Genomic DNA, 25,360 nt, shown 5'->3' with positions numbered 1-25,360 from the left:
GTCCTCTCGGTCGGCCGGGCGTGGTCGCCCCGGGCGGCACGTAGTGTACGTTGACGCCGTGACCCGCCAGCCCGACGACGGAGCGGACCGGGTCGACCACGGGACGGGCCGAGTGCCTCGGGTGGCCGCGGTGGTCACCGCCTTCCGACCGGGCTCCTCCCTGCCCCTCGTGTGCGAGAGCGTCGTCGAGCAGGTGGACGTGCTGGTGGTCGTGGACGACGGCTCACCCGCGGACGACGGCTCGACGCAGCGCCTGCTGGACGCGTGCCGTGCGCTCGGTGCGCACGTCGTGCGGCACGACGCGAACGAGGGCATCGGTGCCGCGCTCAACACCGGGACCCGCAGGGCGACGGAGCTGCTCGACGGCGAGGGGTACCTCCTCACCCTCGACCAGGACTCGACCGTGCCGCCCGGGTACGTCGCGTCGCTGGTCGAGGCCGGGCGGGCGGCGGGCCGGCACGGGTTGCGGGTCGGCCTGGTCGGCCCGGCGACCGTCGAGGGCATCGGGTCGATGGCGGCCCGCCGGACGCCTGCGGGCGACGTGGTGGGCGACGAGCCGATCCAGTCCGGGCTCCTCGTCCCCCTCGCGGCGCTCGACGCGCTGGGCGGCTTCGACGAGGGCCTGTTCATCGACGGGGTCGACTCGGACTTCTACCTGCGGGCGCGAGCGAGCGGTTGGGTGACCGTCGTCGCGCCGGGCACGCACCTGGGCCACCGCCTGGGGGCCGACCACGAGGTCGGGGGCGTGCACCTCACGCACGCCGCCGCGTTCCGCTACTACTACATCGCCCGCAACCGGGTGCTGCTGCTGCGGCGGTACGCGCGTACGGCCCCGGCGTGGTGCACGCGTGCCGTGCTGAAGGACCTGCGTCACCTCGCGGTCACGACGCTCGCGGTCCCCGGGCGCGGGGCACGGTGGAGGGCGACGCTCGCGGGTCTGCGCGACGGCGTGCGCGGCGTCACCGGACGCCGTCCCGGATTGCCCTGATACGTCGTCGGCCGGACGGGTGAGCCGCGGCGGACACGCCGCACGGGGCCCCGGACGGACCACCTCTCCCGGGTGACACTGGTCGCCCCTCGTCCCTTCATCGGAGCTGTCTCATGCGTGCCAGGTCGGTCGTGCTCGTGGTCCTCGGCGTCGCCGCCCTGGTCGGTGTCGGCGCGTGGGCCGCCGTGGTCGCTCTGCAGCCCGGCAACGAGCCCGGTGGCGCCACGGCGTCACCCACGCCGTCCGCGACCACGAGGGCCCCCGGCGCCACCACGACCCCACGCACCACCACCACGCCCTCGGCAGCCACGCCGTCGCCCGACGCGACGGACCCGGCGGCCCCCGACGACGGGACCACCCCGACGGCGGCGCCGTCCGCGCCGCCCACCGGCGCGCCCGACCAGCGACAGGAGACCGCCGTGACGATCGTGACGGCCGACACCGCACCGTCCGGCGACCTCGAGGTCGGCGCGTTCGTCGCCGCGATCGACGACGGCGGCACCTGCACCCTGACCGCCACGTCCGGGGCGCGCACGCTGTCGGCCACGACGTCGGCCGTGCCGGACGCGACGACCACGAGCTGCGGTGCGCTGTCGCTCGCGGCCGCGGACCTCGCACCCGGGACCTGGCGCCTGGCGGTGGCCTACGAGTCCGCGACGCTGCGCGGCACGTCGGCGCCCGTCCAGGTCACGGTCCGATGAGGCGGACGGCGGCCCTCCTGGCCGCGCTCACCACGATGCTCGCCACGCTGACCGTCGCCGCGCTCACGGCGACGTCCGCGACGGCCGCCCCCGTGACCGACTTCGAGCCGGGGCACATCATCAGCGACAGCGTGATGTACGACACCGCGACCATGACGCCCGAGGCGATCCAGGCGTTCGTCGCCGACAAGGGCTCGGGCTGCCGCGCGACCCAGTCCGGGTGGACCTGCCTCAAGGACTACCGCGAGACCACCCCGAGCCGCCCGGCGGACGCCCTGTGCGGACGCGCGTACGACGGCGCGCCCAACGAGTCCGCGGCGTGGATCGTCTGGAAGTCGGCGGTGGCCTGCGGGATCAACCCGCAGGTCCTGCTCGTCACGCTCCAGAAGGAGCAGGGCCTCGTGACGGCGACGGCGGGCAAGTCGGCGGCGACCTACTCGCGCGCGCTGGGCTTCGGTTGCCCCGACAACTCCGGCGGAGTCTGCAACCCCGAGTACGCGGGCTTCGCGAACCAGGTCTACTCGGCCGCCAAGCAGCTGCGCCGGTACGCCGCCAACCCGCAGAACTACGCGTACAAGGCCGGTCGGGACAACGCCGTGCTCTTCCACCCCGACCGGGCCTGCGGGTCCTCGGTGGTGCGGATCCAGAACCAGGCGACCGCGAGCCTGTACAACTACACGCCCTACCAGCCCAACGCGGCCGCACTGGCGGCGGGCAGCGGCTCGGGCGACGCGTGCTCCTCCTACGGGAACCGGAACTTCCACCTGTTCTTCACGTCGTGGTTCGGCTCGCCCAAGCAGCGCACCCCCCTCGGCGTGATCGACGTCGTGCGCCCGTTCGGCGCGGGCGCCGTGCAGGTCGCCGGCTGGGCGTTCGACCCGGACGTCGAGACCGCGATCGGCGTGCACGTCTACGTCGACGGCGTCGCGACCGCCGCCACGTCCGCCTCGGGCGCACGTCCCGACGTCAAGGGCATCTACGGCAAGGGCGCGATCTCGGGCTACGACGCCCGGTTCCCGGTGTCTCCCGGACGTCACGAGGTCTGCGTCTACGGCATCGACGCGAACGGGGGCACGAACGTCCTGCTGGGCTGCCGCTCGGTCGACGTCGTGAACCACACCCCGCTGGGCGTGGTCGACGTGGTGCGCGACCTCGGCAGCGGCACGGTCCAGGTGGCCGGGTGGGCCTTCGACCAGGACGTGACCACCGCGATCGACGTGCACGTGTACGTCGACGGCGTCGCCACGACCGGCGTCGCCGCGTCGGGCGCCCGTCCCGACGTCCAGGCGATCTACGGACACGGCGCCGTCAGCGGGTACGACGCGCGGTTCACGGCCGCCCCCGGGCGCCACGAGGTCTGCGTCTACGGCATCGACGCCAACGGCGGCATCAACGTGCTGCTCGGCTGCCGCACGCTCGACGTCGCCGGCAACCGCACGCCGCTGGGCGTGCTCGACGTCGTGCGCGACGCGGGCGGCGGCAACCTGCAGGTGGCCGGCTGGACGTTCGACCCCGACCTCACGACCCCGATCGGCGTGCACGTGTACGTCGACGGTGTCGCGACGATGGCGGCGCAGGCGGCCATCGCCCGCCCCGACGTCCTCGGCATCTACGGCAACGGCGCGACGAGCGGCTACGACCTGCGCGTCCCCGCCGCGCCCGGCCGCCACTCGGTGTGCACGTACGGCATCGACGGCAACGGCGGCATGAACGTGCTGCTGGGCTGCAAGGTCGCGGACGTCGCCGCGCCGTGAGGCACTAGGCTGTGCGCGCTCGTCCGTCGTCTGGAGCCCGTGTGAACCTGCCCGTACGCCTGCGGTCCCTGCCGTGGCGCATCGTCGGCCCCCTGCTCGCCTACCTCGTCCTGGTCCTGCTGGGGGTGAGCACCTCGTCGATCGGCATCGGGCCGATGCGGCAGGACCCGGCCCACCCGACCGGGATCCAGCTCGGCGAGTCGCTGTCCGTCCGGTCGGACGAGTTCCTCACCGGGACGCCGATGAACCTCGGGGTGCTGGCGACGGGCGAGGTGGACTCGCTCAACCCGCTCGTCGCGCCGCACGGGTTCACGTCCCAGCTGTCCTCGGGCGCCGTCTCGTCGGTGGTCTTCTTCGACAGCACGGTGCTGCGGCTCGGCCCGTTCCTGCCGGACGCCATGCTGCTCGCGGCGCGGTGGTGGCTGCCGTTCCTGCTGCTGGCGCTCGGCGCCCCGGCGTTCTTCCGTGCCGTCACGGGCGACCCCCGCATCGGCTGGTTCGCCGCTGCCCTGATGGTGACCTCACCGGGCGCCGCGTGGTGGTCGTTCGGGCCCATCAACATGCTCGGGTTCACGCTCGCCGGGACGGCCGCGCTGCAGAACGCCGCGGCACGCTGGGACGAGCGCCGCAAGGGCGTCGCCGTGGCGTGGGCCGCGGCTTCCGCCGTGCTGCTCGCGCGCACGCCGCTGCACTACCAGCCCTGGGCCATCGTCGTGGCCACCGCCATCCTGCTGGTGGGTGTGCTCGCGCTCGTCGTGCCTGCCGGGTCGCGGCGCACCCACCTGGCCGTGGTCGGTGCCACGGGCGCGTCCGCGGTGGCGCTCCTCGCCGGCGTGGTGCTCGAGAACCGCGCGTCGATCGAGGCGACGCTGGCGACCGTCTACCCGGGTGCACGCGTCGCGACGGGCGGACCGGTCTCGCTCGGGGAGATCTTCGGGGCGACCTCGCTCGGCAGCCTCGAGTACATGCCGATCGCGGGTGCGACCAACAACTCCGAGGTGTCCTCCTCGTTCGCCGTGGCCGCCGTCTGGGTCGTGCTGCTCCTGGCGCGGGGCATCCGCCCCGCCTCGGTCGGCCACCGCGTGGCGGTGTGGGCGGCCGGCGCCGCGTCGGCGTTCTGGTTCGCGTGGTCGCTCGTGGACTTCGGTGGGCTCGGCGAGCGCATCCCGATCGTCTCGATGGTGCCGCCGCAGCGCTCGGCCGACGTCCTGGGCTTCCTCTCGATCGTCCTGCTGTGCCTGGTCCTGCCGGCTGCGGCCGACCGTTCCCGCTGGACGTTCGCCGCGCTGTGCGGCGGCACGGTGGGCCTGGTCGCGGCGCACGGCGCGTCGATCCTGGCGGGTTCCTCGCTCCCGGAGCTCTCGACGAAGGCGATCTGGCTGACGAGCGCCGCGACGGCGCTCTGCGTGGGCCTCGTGACCTTCCGGCGCGCGTGGTGGGGCGGGTACGCCCTCACCCTGGTGCTCACGACGTTGCTCGTGTGGCGCGTCAACCCGATCCTCGTGGGGCTGGGCGACCTGCGGGGCACGCCCGTCGCCGAGGAGATGATCGCGACCGGGGCGCAGCTGCGCGCCGAGGACGAGGTGTGGGCGACCGACAGCCCGTACGTCGACAGCCTCTTCATGGCGACCGGGGTGCCGTCGCTGTCGGGCCGGCAGCTCTCGGGGCCCGACGTCGACGCCTGGCGCACCCTGGACCCGGACGGCGACGAGGTCGTCTGGAACCGTGGCGGCTCCTTCATCTGGTTCGACTGGACCGACGACGAGGACCTGAGCTTCAGCAACCCCAGCCCGGACATCATCAGCGTCACCGGCTCGCCCTGCACGGTCGCCGAGCGGGTGCCCGAGCTGACGGCCGTCGTCTCCGGCGAGCGGCTCGACCTCCCGTGCCTCGTCGAGGACGAGACCTTCCAGTGGGGCGGCGCCGAGCACCGGGTCTACGACGTCGTGCGCTGACCGCCGACACGCGCGGTGCCTGCCTCACGGGCGACACCGCCTGTGGGACCGTGTCTCCGTGGCCGCGCAGGGCGCGTCGACCATCGAAGGGGATGCACGATGACGCGAGGCACGACCGCCCGGACCGTCTCGAGGGGCGTCGTCGCCGCCCTGCTCGTCGCACTGGCCCCGGCCGCGGCGTCCACGAGCGCCGTCGCCGCCCCGGCGGGACCGTCGGTCGTCGAGCTCGACCTCGCCGGCGTCGACGAGGCGACGCTGCCGACCCTGCCGGACCCCGCGGCCGTGCCGCTGGCCGAGGCCGAGCCGGCGGCGCCGTCCGCGGCCGCCCCGGCGGCCGGTCCCGACGCACCGGTGCCGACACCCGAGCCGGCCGGCGCCGCCTCGCCGGAGGCAGCGGGCGACGCCCTCCCGGGCACCACGAGCGCCACGGACGCCACGGACGGCCCGACCGCCGAGACCACGCCCGACGCGGCCACGGACACCGACGCCACGGCCGCGGAGCCGCCGGCCGACGGCGCTCCGGCCGCGCGGACGATGCGCTCGGCCGCAGCGCCCGCGGCGACCGACGACGAGGCCCGGCCCGACGTGCTGACGCGCGAGCTCGACACGGCCCCGTTCTCGGTGCTCGGGATCACGTGGGAGTCGACCCCCGAGCTCGAGGACGTCGTCGTGCGCTACCGCGTGCGGGTGGACGGCACGTGGAGCACCTGGTCCGGGGTCGAGGGCACCGACGTGGCTCCGGACGCCGGCACCCGCGACGACGTCGACGGCCGCGACGGCACCGACCCGCTGGTCGCGGTCGGGGCGGACGGGCTGCAGGTGTGGGCCGAGGCCGCGAAGGGTGACGTGCGCGGCCTCAAGGCCGTGCTGGTCGACCCGGGCACCGACGCGGCCGCGGGAGCCGACGCCCGGCTGCTCGCCGCACCGGCGGCCCCCGGGCAGCCCGCGATCATCAGCCGCGCGGGCTGGGGCGCCGACGAGTCGCTGCGCACGTGCCAGCCCGACTACTCGCCGCAGATGCTCACGGCCGCGGTGCACCACACCGCCTCGACCAACAGCTACTCGGCCGCCGACGTCCCGGGCCTCCTGCGCGGGTTCTACGCGTACCACACCCGCCCGGAGTCCGCGGGTGGGCGCGGGTGGTGCGACATCGGCTACAACTTCCTCGTCGACCGGTTCGGCCGCGTGTTCGAGGGCCGTGCCGGGGGCGTCGCCAGCACCGTGGTCGGCGTCCACACCGGAGGCTTCAACAGCCGGACGATCGGGGTGGCCGCCATCGGGAACCTCGACACCGCCGCCCCCTCGAACGAGATGGTGGTCGGCATCGCGGACCTCATCGCCTGGAAGTTCTCGGTGCACGGGATCCTCGCCAACACGAGCGTGTCGATGGTCTCGGGCGGGGGCGCCTCGCGGTACCCCGCGGGGACACGCGTCACCTTCCCCACCGTGTACGGGCACCGTGATGCGGCCTTGACGTCCTGCCCGGGCCAACGGCTCTACGACCTGCTGCCGGCGATCCGCGACCGGGTCGCGGCACTCGCGAACGCCTCGGTCGCGCGCTCCCCCCAGGCGTCGCTCGACGTGCTGCGCGGCACCTCGACCGGCGTCGTGGTCAGCGGGTGGGCGTTCGACCCGGACTCGGCGGCCGCCCTGCGCATCGACGTCTCGGTCGACGGGGCCGTGACCTCGCTGACCGCCGACCGGCCGCGCCCCGACGTCGCCGCGGCGTTCGGCGTCGGTCCCGATCACGGCTTCTCCGGCACGGTGCCCGCCGGTGCCGGCCGGCACGTGGTCTGCGTGACCGCCGTCAACGTCGGCAGCGGTGCGGACGTGGTGCTCGGCTGCGACACGGTCCGTGTCGACAACGCGACACCGTTCGGCTCGCTCGACGTCGTGCGCTCGACGGGCACCGGGGTGCTCGTCGCGGGGTGGGCGCTCGATCCCGACACGCTCGACCCGATCGACGTCCACGTGTACGTCGACGGCGTCGGCTCGGTGCTCCGGGCGAGCGGCAGCCGGCCCGACGTGGCCGCCGCGTACGGCCGTGACGACCACCACGGGTTCTCGACCGTGCTGCCGACGAGCCAGGGCGACCACCAGGTCTGCGTCTACATGATCAACTCACCCACCGGCGTGAACCCCTTGCTGGGGTGCCGCACCGTGTCGGTGGGCAGCACACCCGTGGGGTCCCTCGACCTCGTCCGCGCGACGCCCGACGGGGTCGTCGTGGGCGGCTGGGCGTTCGACCCCGACACGAGCGACCCGATCGACGTCCACGTGTACGTCGACGGTCGACCGACCGTCGTCCGGGCGGCCGGCTCGCGACCCGACGTGGCGGCCGTCTACCGCCGGGGCGACCGGGCCGGTTTCGATGCGCGCATCACGGCGGACGCCGGCCGGCACGACGTGTGCGTGTACATGATCAACGCACCCAGCGGGGTCAACCCGCTGCTCGGCTGCCGGACGGTGGAGGTCGTCAACGCGACGCCGATCGGCTCCTGGGACGTCACCGTCGGCACGGCGGGTGGAGTCCGGCTCGCGGGGTGGGCCCTCGACCCGGACACCACGCGTCCGATCGACCTCCACGTCTACGTGGACGGCCGGGTGAGCGTCGTGCGGGCCGACCGGTCGCGTCCCGACGTCGCGGCCGTCTTCGGCCTGGGGCCCTCGCACGGCTTCGACGCCGTGGTCCCGGCGTCCGCCGGCAGCCGTTCGGTGTGCGCCTACATGATCAACACGCCGGCGGGGACCAACCCCCTGCTCGGCTGCCGGGTCGTGACGACCCGCTGAGCCGGACGTCGCGCCCGGACGCCGCGCGGGCGCGACGTCCGGGCGGCGGACCTGAGCCGGGTCAGGCCAGGACGTCGCTCGCGGCGACGCGCCACCGCTCGGCCCAGTCGCCGATCGGCTCGACGCCGACCGCGCGGAGCGCGTCGTGGCCCAGCACCGAGTACGCGGGACGAGGCGCGGCACGGTCCAGCGCGACGCTCCGGCTCGGGCTGACGATCTCGGGGTCGAGACCCGCCGCCGCCACGACCTCACGCGCGAACCCGTACCAGGACGTGCTCCCGCCCGAGGTCCCGTGGTAGGTGCCGCCGGGCGCGTCCGCGTCGACGAGCCGGACGACGAGCGTGGCGAGGTCGCGCGTCCACGTCGGCTGCCCGACCTGGTCGTCCACGACCTGGAGCGCCCCCCGCTCGGCACCGGCCCGTGCGATGGTGCGCGGGAAGCAGCGCCCCGCGGCGCCGTACAGCCACGCGGTCCGGACCACCAGGTGGTCGGGACCCGCCGCGCGCACGGCCCACTCGCCGGCCGCCTTGGTCCGACCGTAGGCCGACCGGGGCGCCATCGGCGCGTCCTCGGCGTAGGGCGTGCTCGCGCCCCCCTCGAAGACGTAGTCCGTCGAGATCTGCACGAGCCGGGCACCCGCCCCCGTGCACGCGGTGGCCAGGACGTGCGGCCCGACCGCGTTCACCGTGAACGCCTCCGGCTCGTGGTCCTCCGCGGGGTCGACCGCCGTCCACGCGGCGCAGTTCACCACGACGTCCACCCCCGCGACGGCCTCCCGCGCTGCGGCGACGTCGGTGATGTCGAGCGTGTCCCGGTCGGTGGCGACGACCTCGTCGCCACGCTGTCGCAGCACCTCGAGGAGATCCGTCCCGAGCATCCCGGACGCTCCTGCGACCAACCAGCGCACGTGATGCTCCTTCTTGTCGTGGCACGAGGACGCCCCAGCGTACCGGCGCGACTAGCATGTGGCGGTATCACCCCCGATCCCCCGAGGAGCACCACGTGCAGGTCCGCGAGCTCTCAGTCGCCGGAGCGCTGGAGATCACCCCGAGGCAGTTCCCCGACGATCGCGGGGTGTTCCTCGAGTGGTTCCGCTCGGGCCTGTTCGAGGAGCACGTGGGTCACCCGCTCGACCTGCAGCAGGCGAACATCTCGGTCTCGGCCGCGGGCGTCCTGCGCGGCGTGCACTTCGCCGACGTCCCCCCCGGCCAGGCCAAGTACGTGACGTGCCCGCAGGGCGCCGTGCTGGACGTGGTGGTGGACATCCGCGTCGGTTCCCCGACGTTCGGCGCGTGGGACAGCGTCCTCCTCGATGACACGGACCGTCGTGCGATCTACCTGCCGGAGGGTCTCGGGCACGCCTTCATGTCGCTGGAGGACGGCTCGACCGTCGCGTACCTGTGCTCCGCGGGCTACGCACCCGGGCGCGAGCACGGGATCAACCCGCTCGATCCGGCGCTCGGGATCACCTGGCCCACGACCGACCGCGCCGGCCGCCCCGTGACGCCTCTGCTGTCGACCAAGGACGCGGAGGCGCCGACCCTCGAGGAGGCTCGCGCGCAGGGCCTGCTGCCGTCGTACGACGACGTGCTCCGGTACCTCGCCTCGCTGTCCGACTGAGGGCCGTGCCCCCCGCACCGCCCGCCACGCCACGCGTGGCCGTCACGGTCGAGCAGTGCTGGCAGCCTGTGCCGGGAGGCTCGGGCACGTACGTCGTCGAGCTCACGCACGCGCTGGCGTCGCTCGCCCCGGGACGCGTCGTGGGTGTCGCGGCTCGGCACGGAGGGCCCGCCCCGCTGGACTGGCGCCCGGGGGTCCCGGTCCGCCACTCGCGACTCCCCCGCCGCGTGCTGTACGACGCCTGGCAGCACCTGCCTGCGCCACGCGCCGAGCGCCTCGTCGGAGGCGCGGACGTGGTCCACGCCACGACCTGGGCGGTGCCCGCGACCAGGCGCCCGCTCGTGGTCACGGTCCACGACCTGGCCTTCCTGCACGACCCGACGCACTTCACGGGCCGCGGCAACGCCTGGTTCCGCCGCGCGCTCGAGCAGACGCGGCGTGCGGCGGACGTCGTCGTGGTGCCGTCCGAGTCCACCGCGGCGGACTGCGTCGCGGCGGGCCTGCCGGGCCGCTCCGTGCACGTCGTCCCCCACGGCGTGCACCGCAGCGACGTGACGAACGCGCAGGTGGCCGACTGGCGCGCCCGGTACGGGGTCGACCGCGACTACGTCCTGTGGTGCGGCACGGTCGAGCCCCGCAAGGACCTCCCCACGCTGCTCGCCGCGTTCGCTCGAGCGGCACGCGAGCTCCCGGACGTCGATCTCGTCCTCGTGGGGCCGCAGGGCTGGGGGAGCCTGCCACGCGTGCCGGCAGGCCTTCCCGAGGACCGCCTCCACGTGCTGGGCCACCTCCCGCGCACCGACCTCGAGGTCGCCTACGCGGGGGCGAGCGTCTTCTGCTTCCCGTCGGTCCGCGAGGGCTTCGGGCTGCCCGTCCTCGAGGCCATGGCCGCCGGCGTCCCCGTCGTGACCACGCGCGGCACGGCCTGCGCCGAGGTCGCGGGCGACGCGGGCCTGCTCGCCGACGCGGGCGACGTGGCGCAGTTCGCGGCCGGGCTCGTCGAGGCGCACCGGAGCCGGGCCGACCTCTCGCGGCTGGCGCGGGAGCGCGCCGCCGGCTACTCCTGGGCGGAGGCCGCCCGGCGCACGCACGAGCTCTACGTGACCGCCGCGAGCGACCGGAGGACGAGTCGATGACCACCCGCAGCACCCCCCTGCCTCCCCTGACGTTCTGGGGCGCGATGCGTTGGGACCTGGTCCGCACCCTGCTGCCGAGCCGGCTCGGTGGCGTCGTGGAGTACGGGTGCGGCCAGGGCTCGTTCGGCGCCCGGCTCGCGGCGCGCTCCGCGGCCTACGTCGGCATCGAGCCGGCGGCGGCCTCGGCGGACGTCGCGCGCTCGCGGGTCACCCCGTTCGGGGGCACCGTCGTGCCACGGTGGGAGGACCCCGCCAACCCCGTGACCCCCGCGGACGTCGAGCTGCTGTGCGCCTTCGAGGTCCTCGAGCACATCGAGGACGACGAGCGCGCGCTGCAGGGGTGGGTCGCGCCGCTGGCACCCGGCACCCGGGTGATCGTCTCGGTGCCCGCCGAGCCGGAGCGCTTCGGCCCGTGGGACGAGAACGTGGGCCACTTCCGCCGCTACTCGAGCGACGGGCTGACCGACCTGCTCGCGAGCGCCGGCCTCGTGGGTGCGCGCGCCGCACACTACGGCTACCCGTTCGGCTACGCGCTCGAGGGCGCGCGGAACGCGATCGCGCGGCGACGCCCGGTGGACGACGGCGTCGACATGTCGTCACGGACCGAGGGCTCGGGCGCGCTGCGCCAGCCGCGCGCCACGTTCGGCGTCGACCCGCGCTGGTGCGCCACGGCGCCGTTCCGCGCCTGGCAGCGCGCGGTCCCGGGACGCGGGCCGGGCCTCGTCGGCTGGGCGCGCGTCCCCGGCTGACTGCCCGTCAGCCGGCGACGGTTCCCACGTCCTCCGCCGGCGCGGGACGCTCGACCTCCGGGGCGCTCCGTGCACCCTGCGGGGGCACGAGCCCCACGGCCAGCGCCAGGAGCACCGTGCCCGCAGCCGCGGCCGTGAGCACCACCCCCAGCCCCCCGGTCGGCGCCCACGCCTGCTCCTGCGTGACGAGCGGGACGGGCGGGAACCTGCCTTCCACGTACCCGATGCCGTAGGCGTAGCGCAGCGCGCTCCACGTCAGAGCGCCCAGACCCACCGTCAGCAGCACGGCGCTCGCGGTGACGACGGTGCGCCGCATCCGCGCGGGCGGCAGCGCGCGGCCGTGCATCGCGGGGACGAGCAGCACGGCGGCGGCGGCGAGCACCGGCAGCCAGTAGCGCCCCTGCCACCCGAACGCGTCGGCGTACGACTGCACGGCCACGACGAGCGCCGCCGTGGCGGTGAACCCCGCGGCGAGGCCCGCGCGGGGCTCTCCCGGGCGCGCACCGACGAGCTGCGCGGTCAGCACGACGGCCGTCGTGACCACCAGCGCGAAGATCGCCAGCTCGGGCAGGACCACCTCGCCCCAGTCGAACGAGCTCGCGCCCGTGCGCAGCATGTCGCCGAGCTGGAGCACGATGAGCACGACACGACCCAGCGGTCCCGAGCTCTGCCACGCGTCGCCCACCCCGTTGGCGTCGCCACGGAACCGGGCCGCGTACAGGACCCAGGCGACCGCCGCCGCGAACGCCGCGACACCCGCCCCGACGGTCCACCACGAGAGGCTCCGAAGGGGCAGCACGCGCCGGCCCTCGACGCGCGACGGCACGAGGAGCAGCAGGGCCAGCGTGCCCGCCCAGGCGACGCCGAGCGGGCGGGCCGTCACCAGCAGCACCGCGGCCACGACCAGGAGCCACTGCGTGGCGCGCGCGACGCCCGCCGGCGTCGTCGCGTCGTGCCGGACCGCGACGACCGCCGCGGCCATGAGCACGCTCGCCGCGATCTCCCAGCCGTTCGGGTTGATCGCCGTGGCCAGGGACATGGTCACCGGGGTCGCGACCACCACGACGGCCGTCACGACCGCGAGCGCGGGGAACCGACGGCTCAGCACGCGCGCGGCGACCGCGACCAGCGCGGCGCACATCAGCCCCGACAGGATGCGTACGCCCAGCAGCGTGAGCGACCCGGGCAGGCCGAGCCACATGCCGGCCCGCAGAGCCGTGCCCACCACGGCGTAGTAGAGCGGCGGGTACCGGGTCATGTAGGTCTCGGCCTCGATGCCGGTGCTGGTGCGCGGCACCGGGTCGCACGACACGGGCTGGCCCGGGCTGAACGCGTAGCAGTGGAAGTCCGGGTAGTCGAGCAGCGCCGTGGGGATCTGGACCGTCGTGTACGGCACGCGGTCCACCACCTCGGACCGCTCGGCGCCCGGCAGCGTCTGCCCGGTCGCCACGCCGTAGGCGTAGATGATGTGGGCCTCCTCGTCGGGGGCGGAGCCCACGGGCCCGGAGGCCGCCCACGCCCCGAGCAGCAGCAGCAGACCCGCGACGACGAGACCGGTCAGGACGTGCCGCCGCGCGCGGCGCTCCGGCCGCGCCGCGACGTCCTCCGGGCCCGCGGTCACGGCCCTCCCACGAGCGTGCGCCGCAGGCGCCCCCGCACGCGACGGGCCAGCTCGACGGGTCCCCCCTCGGACAGGTACTTGCCGACGAGCGCGATGTCGGAACGCAGCCCGCCGTGCGGCTGCTCGTAGCGCCGGGCGACGGCGGTGTCGTCGCCCAGGCGGTACTGCAGGTCGGCGGCGCGTCGGGGTGAGCGGCAGAACTCCACGAGCGGCGCCAGCGTGCGCGACCACCGGAACTCCTCGGCCACCGTCGCCACCTGCACCCGCGCGGCGTCGCGCGCCGCGTCGTCGAACAGCAGGATCTCCAGCGCCTCCTCGAGGGCGGCGACGTCCTCGGCGGGGACGGCGCTCCCCAGCCCGCGGCGGGCGACGATCTCGCCGAACGTGTCGCCCTCGGTCGACACCACGGGCAGGCCCGCCCAGAGGTAGTCGAGGATGCGGGTGCGGAACGAGAACGCCGTCTCGACGTGGGTGAAGTGCGTGGAGACGCCCACGTCGGCGTCGAGGAGGTAGTCGGCCCGCTCGGCGTACGGCACCCAGCCCTCGTTGAAGAACACGTGGACGCCCGTCAGGCCCAGCTCGTCGGCGAGCCGTCGGGTCTCGACCGCGACCCGCATCTGCGGCACGTCGGGGTTGGGGTGGCGCAGGCCCATGAAGAAGAGCCGGACCTCCGGGCGCCGTCGACGCAGGCCGTCGATCGCGCGGATGAGCGTGAGCGGGTCGAACCAGTTGTAGACGCCGCCGCCCCACAGCACGACCTTGTCGTCGGGCCCGATGCCCGGCACCGTCCCCTTGATGGCGTGACGCCGCTGGACGGGCGCCTCGTCCGGGATGCCGAACGGCACGACGCCGATGAGGGACCCCAGGCTCTGGTCCTCGTCGTAGACCAGAGGGTTGACCCGCCCCTGGCCGGCCAGCTGGCCGAGCCAGAAGTCGCGCTGCTTGTCGGACGCGCACAGCAGGTAGTCCGCGCGGGCCAGCTGCTCGTTCAGCACGCGCGTCGTCTCGCGGACGGCGAGCTCCCGCCCGGCCGGTCCCAGGTCCTTCGCCTGCTCCAGCTGCTCGAGGTGCATCGGGTCGTAGACGTCGGCGACGAGGATCTTGCCGCTCTCGGCGAGCCAGGGCGCCGCGTCGAGCAGGAAGCCCTGGAACACGATGACGTCGGCCCAGTCGGTGTGCTCGCGCAGCGCGCGGCCGCGGCCCGACACCACGGGGAAGTCCCCCTGCACGCCGTCGACGCCGTGCAGGGACATCAGGCGCACGTCGTGCTCCCCGTGCAGGGCGTTGGCGATCTCCCACGCGCGGATGGCAGGCCCGGCGAGCCGCGCGGCGATCGGCTCGCCCGTGACGACCAGGACGCGCACCCGGGACACGAAGTGGGTGTCGATGCCGAAGGCGCGCACGAGGTCGTCGTGGCCCTTCACGTACGTCTCGTGGGGGTACGCGGGCTCGATCGCGTGACGGAACAGCGGGAACAGCTCCCGGTCGGTACGGCGGCGGCGTGCCTGCAGGTCCGCGCGGTCGCGCGCGAGCGAGTCGATGTGCTCGACGAGGTAGTCGATGGCCCACGGACCGGTGAGCGCCATCTTCGGCACGGTGACGTCGAGGTCGCCGTCGCCCCCCGGCGAGCGCTGCAGGTCGAGCACCGTCACGTCGGTCTCCGTGCGCGCCACCGAGCGACGCACGGCGAGCGCCATCGCCGCGGGCAGCGCACGCGCGAGCGACTCGTCGTCGAGGTTCTTGTACATCGACATCAGCGCGTTGCGCTCGAGGAGGTAGCTCTCGCGGTAGCTGCCGAACTTGTTCATGGTCGCGTGGTGGCGGTGGTACGCCACCGACCTCGGCTCGTACCTCACGCGGTAGCCGAGCAGGTTCAGGCGCCAGCCGAGGTCCACGTCCTCGTAGAACATGAAGAACCGCTCGTCGAACCCGCCGACCTCCCGGTACAGGTCGGTCCGCATGAACATCGCCGCGCCGGTCCCGAACAGCACGTCCTTGGGCTCGTCGTACGAACCGTCGTCGGGGCGCTCGGCCTCGCGCTTGTAGCCCATGCCGAACCACGTGAGCGAGCCGTCGACGTAGTCGACGAGCGTCCCGTCCCAGTCGAGCACCTTGCACGCGACGGCGCCGATGCCCGGGTCCGACTCCAGCGTCTGCACGGCGGCCGCGACCCAGTCGTCGCCGGGACGGGCGTCGTTGTTCAGGAAGGCGACGAACTCACCGGTCGCGTGCGCCACGCCGAGGTTGCAGCCGCCCGCGAAACCCGAGTTCGTCGGCGACTCGACCACGACCGCGTGAGGCACCGCCGCGCGGATCCTCTCGGCCGACCCGTCGCCCGACGCGTTGTCGACCACCACGAGCTCGAGCCGGTCACGGTCCCACGCGACGTCGTCGAAGGCGCGCAGGCACGTGATGGTGTCGTCGGCCCCCTTGTAGTTCACGAGGACCACGGAGACGACCCCGGTCCTCGTCGGCTGGTTCGTCGCCGTGCTCACGCGTCCCTGCACCTCTCCCGTGGCCGTTGCCGTGCGCCGCGGCGGCCCGGTGGGACGCCGCGCGACGGCCCTCGATGGTACCCGGACGCGGCACGGCCCCGTGGGTCGCACGGATGACCGCACCGGGCGTCGTACTGTGTACCGTGCTCCTGGCCGAGACGATCAGCGCCCCGGCCACGACGACGAGGAAGCACATGACAGACATCGTCGAGGAGCGGGCGGCGGTGCTGGCCCAGCAACCGATGCGGCCGGCAAGTCCGCGCCCCGGATTCGCCCGCGGCACGGCCACCTCCCTCCGCGACGTGCTGGCCCACCGCGAGCTGCTCGGGCTGCTCGTGCGGCGCGAGCTCAAGGCCCGCTACAAGGACAGCGCGCTCGGGTTCGTGTGGAGCCTCGTGCGGCCGCTCGTCCTGCTGCTGATCTACTACGTCGCGCTCGGCCAGTTCCTGGGCGCCGCACGCCAGATCGACTCCTTCGCGATCTTCATCTACTCCGGGCTGACCGCGTGGACGCTGTGGAGCGAGATCGTCTCCGTGGGCACGTCCTCGATCGTGGCCAACGCCGGCCTGATCAAGAAGGTCTACCTGCCGCGCGAGGTCTTCCCGCTCAGCGTCGTCGGCTCGGCGCTCTTCGGGTTCTGCATGCAGCTCATCATCCTGGTGGGCGCCACGCTCGTGGCGCGGCAGTTCCCCGTCGGGACCCGATGGGGATGGTTCTTCCTCTCGCTGGCCGTGCTGCTGGTGTGGGGCCTGGCCCTCGCGCTCGTGCTGTCGGCGACCAACGTGTACCTGCGCGACATCCAGTACCTCGTCGAGGTGTGCATGCAGGTGTTCTTCTGGCTGTCCCCGATCGTCTACTCCTGGAAGCTCGTCCACGGCGTCATCCAGGGCACCGTCTGGGAGACGATCTACCTGCTGAACCCGATGACCCTGGTCACGCTGGGCTTCCAGCGCGCCTTCTGGGTCGCCGGCGACGGCACGGCCTACCCGCCCGACCTCGAGTCGAACCTGTGGCTCGCCCTGGGGGTCGGCGTGCTCGCGCTGTGGCTCTGCCAGCGCGTCTTCGCCCGACTGCAGGCCAACTTCGCTCAGGAGCTGTGATGGCGCGCATCCCCGTCGTGCAGGTCGACGACGTCTCGAAGCGGTTCGTCATCCGCAAGGAGAAGTCGCTCAAGGAGAGGCTCGTCAACTTCGGCCGCTCGAACCTCCACAAGGAGGACTTCTGGGCGCTGCGCAACGTGGACCTCGAGATCGAGTCGGGCACGACCGTCGGCCTGGTCGGACCGAACGGCTCGGGCAAGAGCACGCTGCTCAAGACCATCGGCGGGATCGTCCAGCCCACGTCCGGCGAGGTGCGCCTGCGGGGCCGTCTCGCCGCGCTCCTCGAGCTCGGCGCGGGCTTCCACCCCGACCTCACCGGGCGCGAGAACGTCTACCTCAACGCGGCGATCCTCGGCCTGAGCAAGGAGCAGACGGACCGCCACTTCGACGCGATCGTCGACTTCTCCGGCATCGAGCGCTTCATCGACACCCAGGTGAAGTTCTACTCCTCCGGCATGTACGTGCGTCTCGCGTTCGCCGTCGCGATCCACGTCGACCCCGACGTGCTCCTCGTCGACGAGGTGCTCGCGGTCGGTGACGAGCCGTTCCAGCGCAAGTGCCTCGAGCGGATCCGCACGTTCCAGCACGAGGGACGCACGATCGTCCTGGTCACCCACGGGCTCGACCAGGTCGCGGAGTTCTGCGACCGCGCCGTCGTCCTCGAGGCCGGGACCGTCGCGGCCGACGGGCCGCCGCTGGAGTCGCTGCGCGTGCTGCGCGCCGACTTCGAGGCCACGCGGCGCGAGGAGCGGGAGCGGCAGATGCAGGCCGACGAGTCGCGTCCTCGCGCGCAGATCGTCGGGGTCGCGCTCCGCACGAGCGGAGGTGCCGTCGGGCGCCCGGTGCTGCGCGCCGAGGAGGACCTGACCGTCGCGGTCGAGATCGAGTCGCCGACGACCCTGCGCGACTGGAGCCTCGGCATCGGCATCGCGACGCCGATGGGCACCGTGCTCTACCAGACGAACACCGAGCTGCTCGGCACGCCGATGGGCCCGCTGGACGGCACGGGTCGCTTCGAGTTCACGCTTCCGGACCTGCGGCTCGGCTCGGGCGACTACACGGTCGTCGCCGGGATCACGGGGGTGGACGGCTCCGAGGTGCACCACGTGCCCGAGGCGGCGCACTTCGCGGTCGAGGCCGACGGGTCGTCGCTCGGGCCGCTGCGCACGTCGGCCCGGTTCGCGCCGGTCGGCTGACCCGCGCGCGGGCAGGCTCCGGCGCCGCACGGCTCCGGCGGTGCCCCGTCCCGCGGGACGGGCACCACCTGAGCCGTGCGCCCGGGGATCAGCGCAGGTAGACGTCCTCCGACGGGATCGTCCAGCGCTCGACGACGAAGTCGTACTCCCACTGGTGGACGACGGGCACGCGCGTCTGGGACTCGAAGTGGAAGAGGCGGACGTTCGCGAGCCACACCAGGCGCAGGCCCGCGGCGCGCACCTTGAACGACAGGTCGACGTCGTTGAAGTTCGCGACCAGCACCTCGCAGAGCCCGCCCACCTGCTCGAACGTCTCGCGCCGCATCGCGACGCAGGCGGCGGTCAGGCCGGAGGCCTCCCGGCTGACGCGCAGCGCGCCGAACGGACCGGGATCGTCGGAGTCGGCCCGGAGGAACGCGTGCTGCAGCTCGCCGTCGGCGTAGCTGTGGCCCGCGTGCTGGAACCGGCCGTCCGCGAACCGCAGCAACGCTCCCGTCATGCCGACGTCGGGCTCCTCGAGGGGCGCGACGAGCTGTGTGATGAAGTCGTCCGACTCCGCCTCGACGTCGTCGTTCAGCAGCACGACGACGTCGCCGCGTGCGGCCAGGAACCCCAGGTTGCACTTGGCGCTGAAGTTGAACGGCTCGTCGTACCGGACGAGCGTGAGCCGGTCCTCGCCCACGACCGAGCGCAGGTCGTCCAGGACGTCGGGCGGCGTGGCGGTGTCGTAGACGACGACGATCTCGACGTCGTCGTGCCCCCCACGCTCCAGGACGCTCCGGGCGGCCTCGACCACGAAGGTGCGCTCCTCGCCCCACACGAAGCCCCGACCCCCGCGGGTCGGGATCACGACCGACACCGTGCAGGGCTCGCGGAGCCGCCGCTCGACGACGTAGGTCCCGGGCACCGAGCCCAGGCCGACCGTCGCCGGGAGCCCGAGCCTGTCCATGTGGTCCTGCACGGCACGGCGGCCCGCGTCCCACGCGTAGGGCTTGGCCCCGTGGTCGCCGGCGGTCGAGCCCGGCACGACGCGCCAGTGGTAGAGGACCTCCGGCACGTGCGCCACCGTGCGCGCGCGCTCGGTCACGCGCAGGACCAGGTCGTGGTCCTGGGAGCCGTCGTACCCGTCACGGAACCCGCCGACCTCGCGCACGAGCGACGCGCGCAGCACGGACAGGTGCGAGGTGTACATCTGGCTGCGCAGCCGCTGGGGCGACCACGCCGGCTTGCGGAACTCGTCGTAGAGGACGCCGTCGGCGCCGATCTTGTCCTCGTCGGAGTAGACGTAGTCCACCTCGGGGTCGAGGACGAGGACGTCGTGGACGCGCTCGAGCGCCGTCGGCACCAGGAGGTCGTCGTTGTCGAGCAGGACCAGGAACTCGCCGGTCGCGGCCGCGATCGCGTCGTTCGAGGCGGCGACGATGCCGCCGTTGCGCTCGCGCTCGACGACCCGGACGCGCGGGTCCGCGGCGGCGGCCGCACGCAGCACGTCCCGCACCTCGTCGGACGGGGAGAGGTCGTCGACCAGGACGAGCTCCCAGTCGGAGAACGTCTGCTCGCGGACCGAGGCGATCGCCTCGCGCAGGGCGTCCAGCGGCGGCTCGTAGACCGGCGTCAGGACGGAGAAGGTCGGTGCCACCGGCTCAGCTCCCCCGGACGACGCGCTTGACGCGGGCCAGCGGCGAGACGATCTTCGTGCCCACCCGCCACGACGCGGTGCTCTTGATCTCGGCCAGCTGCCGCTCGAGCTCGGCGCGCGCGTGCCGCTCCGCCGCCTGGGCGCGTGCGACCGAGTTGCGCGCCGCCCCCACCGACGCCTCGGCGCCCACCGCGTGGTCGCGCAGCGTGAGCACGCGGTGCCGCAGCTCGATGACCTCGTCCACGATGTCGCCGCGACCCACGGTCGGCGCGTGCAGCGCGGCCTCGATCCGCCCACGCTCGGTGTGCGCGTCGTCCCGCTCCGGGAGCGGGACCGCCGGCACGGGCTCCGGGAACGGCGTGCCGTCGTCCTCGCCGGGCACCGCGCGGAGCACGAACTGGTACGTGTAGGCGTCGGGCTGCTTCCGGACCCAGTCGACGACCGCCCAGGGCAGCGCGTCGGCGTCGACGTCGACCTCCACCTCGAGGGGGTCGAGCACGACGGCCCGCACGTCGACGGGACGCAGCCCGGCGGCGCGCAGCAGGTCCGCGACGCCCTGGCGCGTGAAGAACCGGACGTGGGTGCGGTCCAGCAGGCCCGTCTCGCGGTAGTCCCACCGTCCCTGGAGCAGCGCCAGCCGCAGCGAGCCGTGCGCGACGTTGGGCACGGACACCACGACGGAGCCGCCGGGCGCGAGGAGTCGCACGGCCGAGGCGAGCACCTGCTCCGGGTGCATGAGGTGCTCGAGCACGTCGCCGAGCACGACGACGTCGAACGTGCGCCCGGGGAAGAGCTCGGTCAGGTCGGAGCGCTCGAGGTCGGCGACGACGACCTCGCTCATGACCTCGCGGGCCCGTTCGGCCGCCTCGGCGTCGTACTCGACGCCGGTCACGGTGCACCCCTGCTCGGCGAGGGCGCTGCCGAGGTAACCGGTCGCGCACCCGATGTCCAGGACCTCGCGGTCGGCCCCGACGAGCTCGAGCTCGATCACCTGGCTCGAGTTGACGGCGCTGCGATCGACGTCTGCGATCTCGTACTGCGACACGTTCGCCTGCTTCCTGCGTGAGCTGCTGCGGGGCCGGCAGCCTTCCGCGGCCGAGGTGCCCGATCTGTGGCAGCGTCGAAATCTACCCGACCTCGCCGGGGGTGCGCCGTGAGAGGATCCGGCGGTGCGCATCACGCTGGACGCGACCCCGCTGCTGGGCCGCCGGACCGGGATCGGCCGCTACGCCGAGCACCTGCTGGCAGAGCTGCCCGCGGCCCTGGAGCGGGCCGGCGTGCAGGCCGAGGTGACCGTGACGACGTGGACCGCGCGGGGCGGCGCCCTGCGCGACCTGCCGCCCGGCGTGAGCCAGCGCGGCAGGCGCGTCCCGGCCCGGCTGCTGCGCGCGGTGTGGCGACGTCTGGACGTGCCGCCCGTCGAGCTCCTGAGCGGCCGGACCGACGTCTTCCACGGGACGAACTTCGTCTCCCCGCCGACCCGCGGGGCGCGTGAGGTCGTCACGGTCCACGACCTGGCGTTCCTGCACCACCGAGGCACCGTCGCCCCCGCCGAGCAGGTGCTGGCGGAGCTGGTGCCGCGCGCGCTGTCCCGCGGGGCGCTGGTGCTGTGCCCGAGCGACGCCGTGCGAGGGCAGCTGCTCGAGGCGTACCGCCTGCCGGACGAGCGGGTGCGGGTCACGCCCCTCGGCGTCGCGCCGCGGTGGTCGGCCGCGCTGCCCCTCCCCCCGGCCGCCCTCGCCGCGCGCGGCCTGCCGTCGGACTACGTCGTGTTCGTCGGCTCCCTCGAGCCGCGCAAGAACCTGCGGCGCCTGGTCGCGGCGCACGCGCTGGCCCGCACCCGGGCAGCGGTGCCGGACCTCGTCCTCGTCGGTGCCGGCGGACGCGAGCCGGGGCCGGCGGGTCCCGGGGTGCACCGCGCCGGCTACGTCCCGGACGACGAGCTGCGCAGCCTGGTGGCCGGCGCCCGGATCGTCGCCATGCCGTCGCTCGACGAGGGGTTCGGCCTGCCGCTGCTGGAGGCGGCCGCCTGCGGCCGCCCCGTCGTCGCGTCCGACCTGCCCGTGATGCACGAGGTCGCGGCCGCGGGCACGACGTTCGCGGACCCCCGCGACGAGGAGGCGCTCGCGCACGCGCTGGTCGACGCGCTCGCGGCCCCCGACGGCCCCGAGGAGCGGGCGGCCCGCCGGGCCCACGCCGGTCGGTTCACGTGGTCGCGGACGGCTGACGCGACGGTCGCCGCGTACCTGGCGGCGCTGCGGTGAGCGCCGAGGTCACGGTCGTCACCGTCTCCTGGGAGGCCGCCGACCTCACGCTGGAGTGCCTCGCCGGACTCGCCGCGCAGCAGCTCGACGACGTGCGCGTCGACGTCGTCGTCGTCGACAACGGCTCCACCGACGGGACGGCGGCACGCGTGGCCGCGGCGCACCCGGGGGTGCACGTCGTGCGCTCGTCGACCAACCGCGGGTTCGCGGGCGGCAACAACCTGGCGCTGCGCGACGTGCGCACGCCCTGGGTGCTCCTGCTGAACAACGACGCGGTGCCCGACCCGGACGCGATCCGCACGCTGGTGCACGCCGCCCGCCGGGCACCGGCGGACGTCGCCGCGCTCGCACCCACCGTGCTGCTGGCCGAGCGGTTCCGGGCCGCCGCCGCCGGCGAGGCCCCGGACGTCGTGGGGCCGGACGGGCGCTGGGTCTCCGACCCCGACGGCGACGTGCGGCTCGTGAACTCCACGGGGAACGAGATCCGCACCGACGGCTTCGGGGTGGACAGGGGCTGGCTGGCGGACGCCACCCGGCACGACCCGCCGTCCGAGGTCTTCGGGTTCAGCGGTGCGGCGGCTCTCCTGAGGACCGCGGCGCTGCGCGACGTGGGACTCTTCGACGAACGCTTCTTCATGTACTACGAGGACTCCGACCTGTCGTGGCGGCTGCGCCTCGCGGGCTGGCGGGTGCTGCACTGCCCCGGGGCCGTGGTGTCGCACGCGCACGCGGCCTCGTCGCGGGAGGGCAGCGACTTCTTCGTTTTCCACGACGCGCGCAACCGGCTCGCCATGCTGACCAAGGACGCCACGACCGGGCTGGTCGTGCGCTCGTTGGTCCGTTTCGTGCTCACGTCGGCCTCGCTCGCGCTGCGCCGGCGACGTCCGTGGCGCGAGACCCGCGTGCGTCTGCGGGTGCTCGTGTCGTACGCGCGGATGGCACCGGGGCTCGTCGTGTCCCGGTGCCGGTTGCGACGCGACGCGCGGGTCGCGCGCCGCGTCGTGGAGTCGCTCCTCGTGCCGCCGCGTCCCACCGGGGGCTACCGCCCCGCCGACGCACCGACCGCGAAGAAGGGCGCGCGCTAGCATCGGGGGCCGCCCCTGACACCTCGAGAAGGAAATCGCCATGCGCATGCTCGTGACCGGCGGAGCCGGCTTCATCGGCTCCAACTTCGTGCACCAGACGGTGCGGGAGCGTCCTGACGTGCACGTCACGGTGCTCGACGCCCTCACGTACGCCGGGGACGAGCGCAGCCTCGAGCCGGTCGACGGCAAGGTCGTCTTCGCCAAGGGCGACATCGCCGACCCGGACATCGTCGACCAGCTGGTCAAGGACGTCGACCTGGTCGTGCACTTCGCCGCCGAGTCGCACAACGACAACTCGCTGCACGACCCGTGGCCCTTCGTCCGCACGAACGTCATCGGCACCTACCAGCTCCTCGAGGCCGTGCGCCGGCACGACGTGCGCTACCACCACGTGTCGACCGACGAGGTCTACGGCGACCTCGAGCTCGACGACCCGGCCAAGTTCACGCCCGACACGCCGTACAACCCCTCGAGCCCGTACTCGTCGACCAAGGCGTCCTCGGACCTGCTGGTCCGGGCCTGGGCCCGCAGCTTCGGCGTGCGCGCGACGATCTCGAACTGCTCGAACAACTACGGGCCGTTCCAGCACGTGGAGAAGTTCATCCCGCGCCAGATCACGAACGTGATCGACGGCGTGCGGCCCAAGCTCTACGGCACCGGCGAGAACGTGCGCGACTGGATCCACGTCGAGGACCACAACTCGGCGGTGTGGCGCATCATCGAGGACGGCCGGCTGGGCGAGACGTACCTCATCGGCGCGGACGGCGAGAAGGACAACAAGACCGTCATCGAGATGATCCTGAGCCTCATGGGCCAGGCACCCGACGCGTACGACCACGTCAACGACCGCCCCGGCCACGACCTGCGCTACGCGATCGACGCCACCAAGCTGCGCACCGAGCTCGGCTGGGAGCCGCGCTACACGACGTTCGAGGACGGCCTCGCGGCGACGATCGACTGGTACCGGTCGCACGAGTCGTGGTGGCGTCCCCAGAAGGACGCCACGGAGGCGAAGTACGCCGTCCTGGGCCGCTGACCGTCGCATTCGTGGAGATGGCGCCGTCCGTCGGCGCCATCTCCACGAATCCTCCACGGCGCGGTCGCGGCAGTCCCCCGCCTCGTCCGACCTCCTCTCCTACGATCGGTCCGTGACCATCCGCCACGCCGCTGGACGGCGCCTCCGAGCGCCCCGACACGCGCGGACCCTGCGCAGCCACTCGGTGCTGCGCGGCGTCGCGCTCACCGTGACCGGCGTCGTGGTGTTCGGCGTCGCGGGCGGAGCGGCGTTCGCGGCACGTCTGACCACCAACGTCGGAGGGCTCGACCTCGGCGACCTCGTCGCAGCGGCCCCGACGCCGACGACCGCTCCCGACCCCGACGACCTGCACGCGGGCTCGCCCGTCAACATCCTCATCCTGGGCTCCGACCAGCGCGACGGCGAGAACGCCGAGATCGGCGGCCAGGAGGAGGGGATGCGCTCCGACACGACGATCGTCGCGCACGTCTCCGCCGACCGGACCCGCATCGAGATGGTGTCGATCCCGCGTGACTCGCTCGTCGAGATCCCGTCGTGCACCCTCACGAACGGCAAGACCACACGCGCCCAGGCCAAGGCGATGTTCAACGCCGCGTTCGCGATCGGCTGGGACAACGGCGGCGACCTGGAGTCGGCCGCGGCGTGCACGGTCAACACCGTGCAGGCGAACACGGGCATCCCGATCGACAACGTGGTGGTCGTCGACTTCGCCGGGTTCCAGAACATGATCAACGCCATCGGCGGGGTGTCGATGTGCATCCCGCACGACGTGTCCGACCGGTACACGGGGCTCGACCTCAAGGCCGGTGAGCAGATGCTCGATGGGACGACGGCGCTGCAGTACGCGCGCGCCCGGCACGGCACGGGCTTCGACGGGTCGGACACGATGCGGGCGGGACGCCAGCAGGTCCTCATCGCCCGGGTCGCCGACGAGGTCCTCTCCAAGAACCTCCTCACCGACGGCGCCCAGCTCATGCAGTTCCTGTCGGCGGCGACCCAGTCCGTCACGACGAACCTCTCGGTCACGGACCTCACCGGCCTGGCCTTCAGCCTGCGCGGCGTGGACCGTGACAACATCACGCTCATGACCGTGCCGTGGGCTCCTGCGCGCAGCGACAAGAACCGCGTCGAGTGGACGTCGGAGGCCGACGCGATCTGGGCGAACATCGCCGCCGACGTGCCGATGCTCGGCCAGCCGGAGCCGCCCGCCGCACCGGAGACCCCTGCCGCA

19 protein-coding genes are annotated in these 25,360 nt (G+C 73.8%); 14 read left to right on the top strand and 5 right to left on the bottom strand.

Features of this window, described 5'->3' with window-relative positions:
* Positions 1-58 precede the first annotated feature (58 nt).
* The 5 genes from ATM99_RS05650 to ATM99_RS05630 all read left to right on the top strand — a co-directional run bounded on the left by ATM99_RS05650 (position 59) and on the right by ATM99_RS05630 (position 8,188).
* Positions 59-988 (top strand): glycosyltransferase, encoded by a 930-nt coding sequence (locus ATM99_RS05650; RefSeq protein WP_223304817.1) that lies wholly within the window; start codon positions 59-61, stop codon positions 986-988.
* A gap of 113 nt (positions 989-1,101) precedes the next feature.
* Positions 1,102-1,689 (top strand): hypothetical protein, encoded by a 588-nt coding sequence (locus ATM99_RS19260; protein ID WP_190278782.1) that lies wholly within the window; start codon positions 1,102-1,104, stop codon positions 1,687-1,689.
* Positions 1,686-3,443 (top strand): hypothetical protein, encoded by a 1,758-nt coding sequence (locus ATM99_RS05640; protein ID WP_062101949.1) that lies wholly within the window; start codon positions 1,686-1,688, stop codon positions 3,441-3,443. The genes ATM99_RS19260 and ATM99_RS05640 overlap by 4 nt, the downstream gene beginning before the upstream one ends.
* Before the next feature lie 41 nt (positions 3,444-3,484).
* Complete coding sequence (locus ATM99_RS05635; protein WP_062101948.1) at positions 3,485-5,398, top strand: hypothetical protein; 1,914 nt, start codon at positions 3,485-3,487, stop codon at positions 5,396-5,398.
* A gap of 99 nt (positions 5,399-5,497) precedes the next feature.
* Entirely contained in the window at positions 5,498-8,188 is a 2,691-nt protein-coding gene (locus tag ATM99_RS05630; RefSeq protein ID WP_062101947.1) for an N-acetylmuramoyl-L-alanine amidase, read from the top strand.
* Positions 8,189-8,249: 61 nt separating this feature from the next.
* On the opposite strand, the gene rfbD is transcribed toward ATM99_RS05630, so the two are convergent.
* Positions 8,250-9,095 (bottom strand): dTDP-4-dehydrorhamnose reductase, encoded by an 846-nt coding sequence (gene rfbD / locus ATM99_RS05625; RefSeq protein WP_062101946.1) that lies wholly within the window; start codon positions 9,093-9,095, stop codon positions 8,250-8,252.
* 95 nt (positions 9,096-9,190) lie between these two features.
* Here rfbD and ATM99_RS05620 point away from each other — a divergent pair, with 95 nt between their 5' ends.
* Genes ATM99_RS05620 through ATM99_RS05610 form a run of 3 tightly spaced genes read left to right on the top strand, consistent with a single transcriptional unit; the run spans position 9,191 to position 11,693 of the window.
* On the top strand, positions 9,191-9,808 hold the full coding sequence (locus tag ATM99_RS05620; protein WP_062101945.1) for a dTDP-4-dehydrorhamnose 3,5-epimerase family protein: 618 nt from the start codon (positions 9,191-9,193) through the stop codon (positions 9,806-9,808).
* Positions 9,809-9,813: 5 nt separating this feature from the next.
* Entirely contained in the window at positions 9,814-10,944 is a 1,131-nt protein-coding gene (locus ATM99_RS05615) for a glycosyltransferase family 1 protein (protein ID WP_062101944.1), read from the top strand.
* Complete coding sequence (locus ATM99_RS05610; protein WP_062101943.1) at positions 10,941-11,693, top strand: bifunctional 2-polyprenyl-6-hydroxyphenol methylase/3-demethylubiquinol 3-O-methyltransferase UbiG; 753 nt, start codon at positions 10,941-10,943, stop codon at positions 11,691-11,693. The genes ATM99_RS05615 and ATM99_RS05610 overlap by 4 nt, the downstream gene beginning before the upstream one ends.
* Before the next feature lie 7 nt (positions 11,694-11,700).
* Here the strand turns inward: ATM99_RS05610 and ATM99_RS05605 are convergent, their stop codons facing one another.
* Positions 11,701-13,314, bottom strand: coding sequence for a DUF2142 domain-containing protein (locus tag ATM99_RS05605; RefSeq protein WP_062101942.1), 1,614 nt, complete (start codon positions 13,312-13,314; stop codon positions 11,701-11,703).
* A complete protein-coding gene (locus tag ATM99_RS05600; RefSeq protein ID WP_062101941.1) occupies positions 13,311-15,809 on the bottom strand; it encodes a glycosyltransferase in 2,499 nt (832 codons plus the stop codon). The genes ATM99_RS05605 and ATM99_RS05600 overlap by 4 nt, the downstream gene beginning before the upstream one ends.
* A gap of 194 nt (positions 15,810-16,003) precedes the next feature.
* Between ATM99_RS05600 and ATM99_RS05595 the strand changes: the two genes are divergently transcribed.
* Positions 16,004-16,909: an ABC transporter permease gene (locus ATM99_RS05595; RefSeq protein WP_062101972.1), complete on the top strand. Its 906-nt coding sequence runs from the start codon at positions 16,004-16,006 to the stop codon at positions 16,907-16,909.
* Positions 16,909-18,105: an ABC transporter ATP-binding protein gene (locus tag ATM99_RS05590; protein WP_062101940.1), complete on the top strand. Its 1,197-nt coding sequence runs from the start codon at positions 16,909-16,911 to the stop codon at positions 18,103-18,105. Before ATM99_RS05595 ends, ATM99_RS05590 begins: the two co-directional genes overlap by 1 nt.
* Positions 18,106-18,193: 88 nt before the next feature.
* On the opposite strand, the gene ATM99_RS05585 is transcribed toward ATM99_RS05590, so the two are convergent.
* Together ATM99_RS05585 and ATM99_RS05580 are read right to left on the bottom strand one after the other, a co-directional pair.
* The gene (locus ATM99_RS05585; RefSeq protein WP_062101939.1) at positions 18,194-19,744 is read right to left on the bottom strand and encodes a glycosyltransferase; all 1,551 of its coding nucleotides are present in this window, start codon (positions 19,742-19,744) and stop codon (positions 18,194-18,196) included.
* A 4-nt stretch (positions 19,745-19,748) separates the two neighbouring features.
* Positions 19,749-20,789, bottom strand: a complete 1,041-nt coding sequence (locus tag ATM99_RS05580; protein ID WP_062101938.1) for a bifunctional 2-polyprenyl-6-hydroxyphenol methylase/3-demethylubiquinol 3-O-methyltransferase UbiG — start codon at positions 20,787-20,789, stop codon at positions 19,749-19,751.
* A 124-nt stretch (positions 20,790-20,913) separates the two neighbouring features.
* Here ATM99_RS05580 and ATM99_RS05575 point away from each other — a divergent pair, with 124 nt between their 5' ends.
* The 4 genes from ATM99_RS05575 to ATM99_RS05560 all read left to right on the top strand — a co-directional run.
* Entirely contained in the window at positions 20,914-22,008 is a 1,095-nt protein-coding gene (locus ATM99_RS05575; RefSeq protein WP_223304816.1) for a glycosyltransferase family 1 protein, read from the top strand.
* Positions 22,005-23,093, top strand: coding sequence for a glycosyltransferase family 2 protein (locus ATM99_RS05570; RefSeq protein WP_062101937.1), 1,089 nt, complete (start codon positions 22,005-22,007; stop codon positions 23,091-23,093). Before ATM99_RS05575 ends, ATM99_RS05570 begins: the two co-directional genes overlap by 4 nt.
* 40 nt (positions 23,094-23,133) lie before the next feature.
* Entirely contained in the window at positions 23,134-24,129 is a 996-nt protein-coding gene (rfbB, locus tag ATM99_RS05565; protein WP_062101936.1) for a dTDP-glucose 4,6-dehydratase, read from the top strand.
* 112 nt (positions 24,130-24,241) lie between these two features.
* On the top strand, positions 24,242-25,360 hold a 1,119-nt coding region (locus ATM99_RS05560; RefSeq protein ID WP_223304815.1), incomplete at its 3' end, for an LCP family protein.

It is taken from the genome of Cellulomonas sp. B6, assembly GCF_001462455.1.
Classification (GTDB): Bacteria; Actinomycetota; Actinomycetes; order Actinomycetales; family Cellulomonadaceae; genus Cellulomonas.
The sequence above is the reverse complement of the archived record's forward strand: the minus strand, read 5'-3'. Positions and strand labels throughout refer to the sequence as shown.

Excerpts from the sequence above, each read along its gene's own strand:
- ATM99_RS19260 (WP_190278782.1), top strand. The coding sequence starts at position 1,102 with ATGCGTGCCAGGTCGGTCGTGCTCGTGGTCCTCGGCGTCGCCGCCCTG.
- ATM99_RS05640 (WP_062101949.1), top strand. The coding sequence starts at position 1,686 with ATGAGGCGGACGGCGGCCCTCCTGGCCGCGCTCACCACGATGCTCGCC.
- ATM99_RS05630 (WP_062101947.1), top strand. The coding sequence starts at position 5,498 with ATGACGCGAGGCACGACCGCCCGGACCGTCTCGAGGGGCGTCGTCGCC.
- ATM99_RS05610 (WP_062101943.1), top strand. The coding sequence starts at position 10,941 with ATGACCACCCGCAGCACCCCCCTGCCTCCCCTGACGTTCTGGGGCGCG.
- ATM99_RS05595 (WP_062101972.1), top strand. The coding sequence starts at position 16,004 with ATGACAGACATCGTCGAGGAGCGGGCGGCGGTGCTGGCCCAGCAACCG.
- ATM99_RS05590 (WP_062101940.1), top strand. The coding sequence starts at position 16,909 with ATGGCGCGCATCCCCGTCGTGCAGGTCGACGACGTCTCGAAGCGGTTC.
- rfbB (WP_062101936.1), top strand. The coding sequence starts at position 23,134 with ATGCGCATGCTCGTGACCGGCGGAGCCGGCTTCATCGGCTCCAACTTC.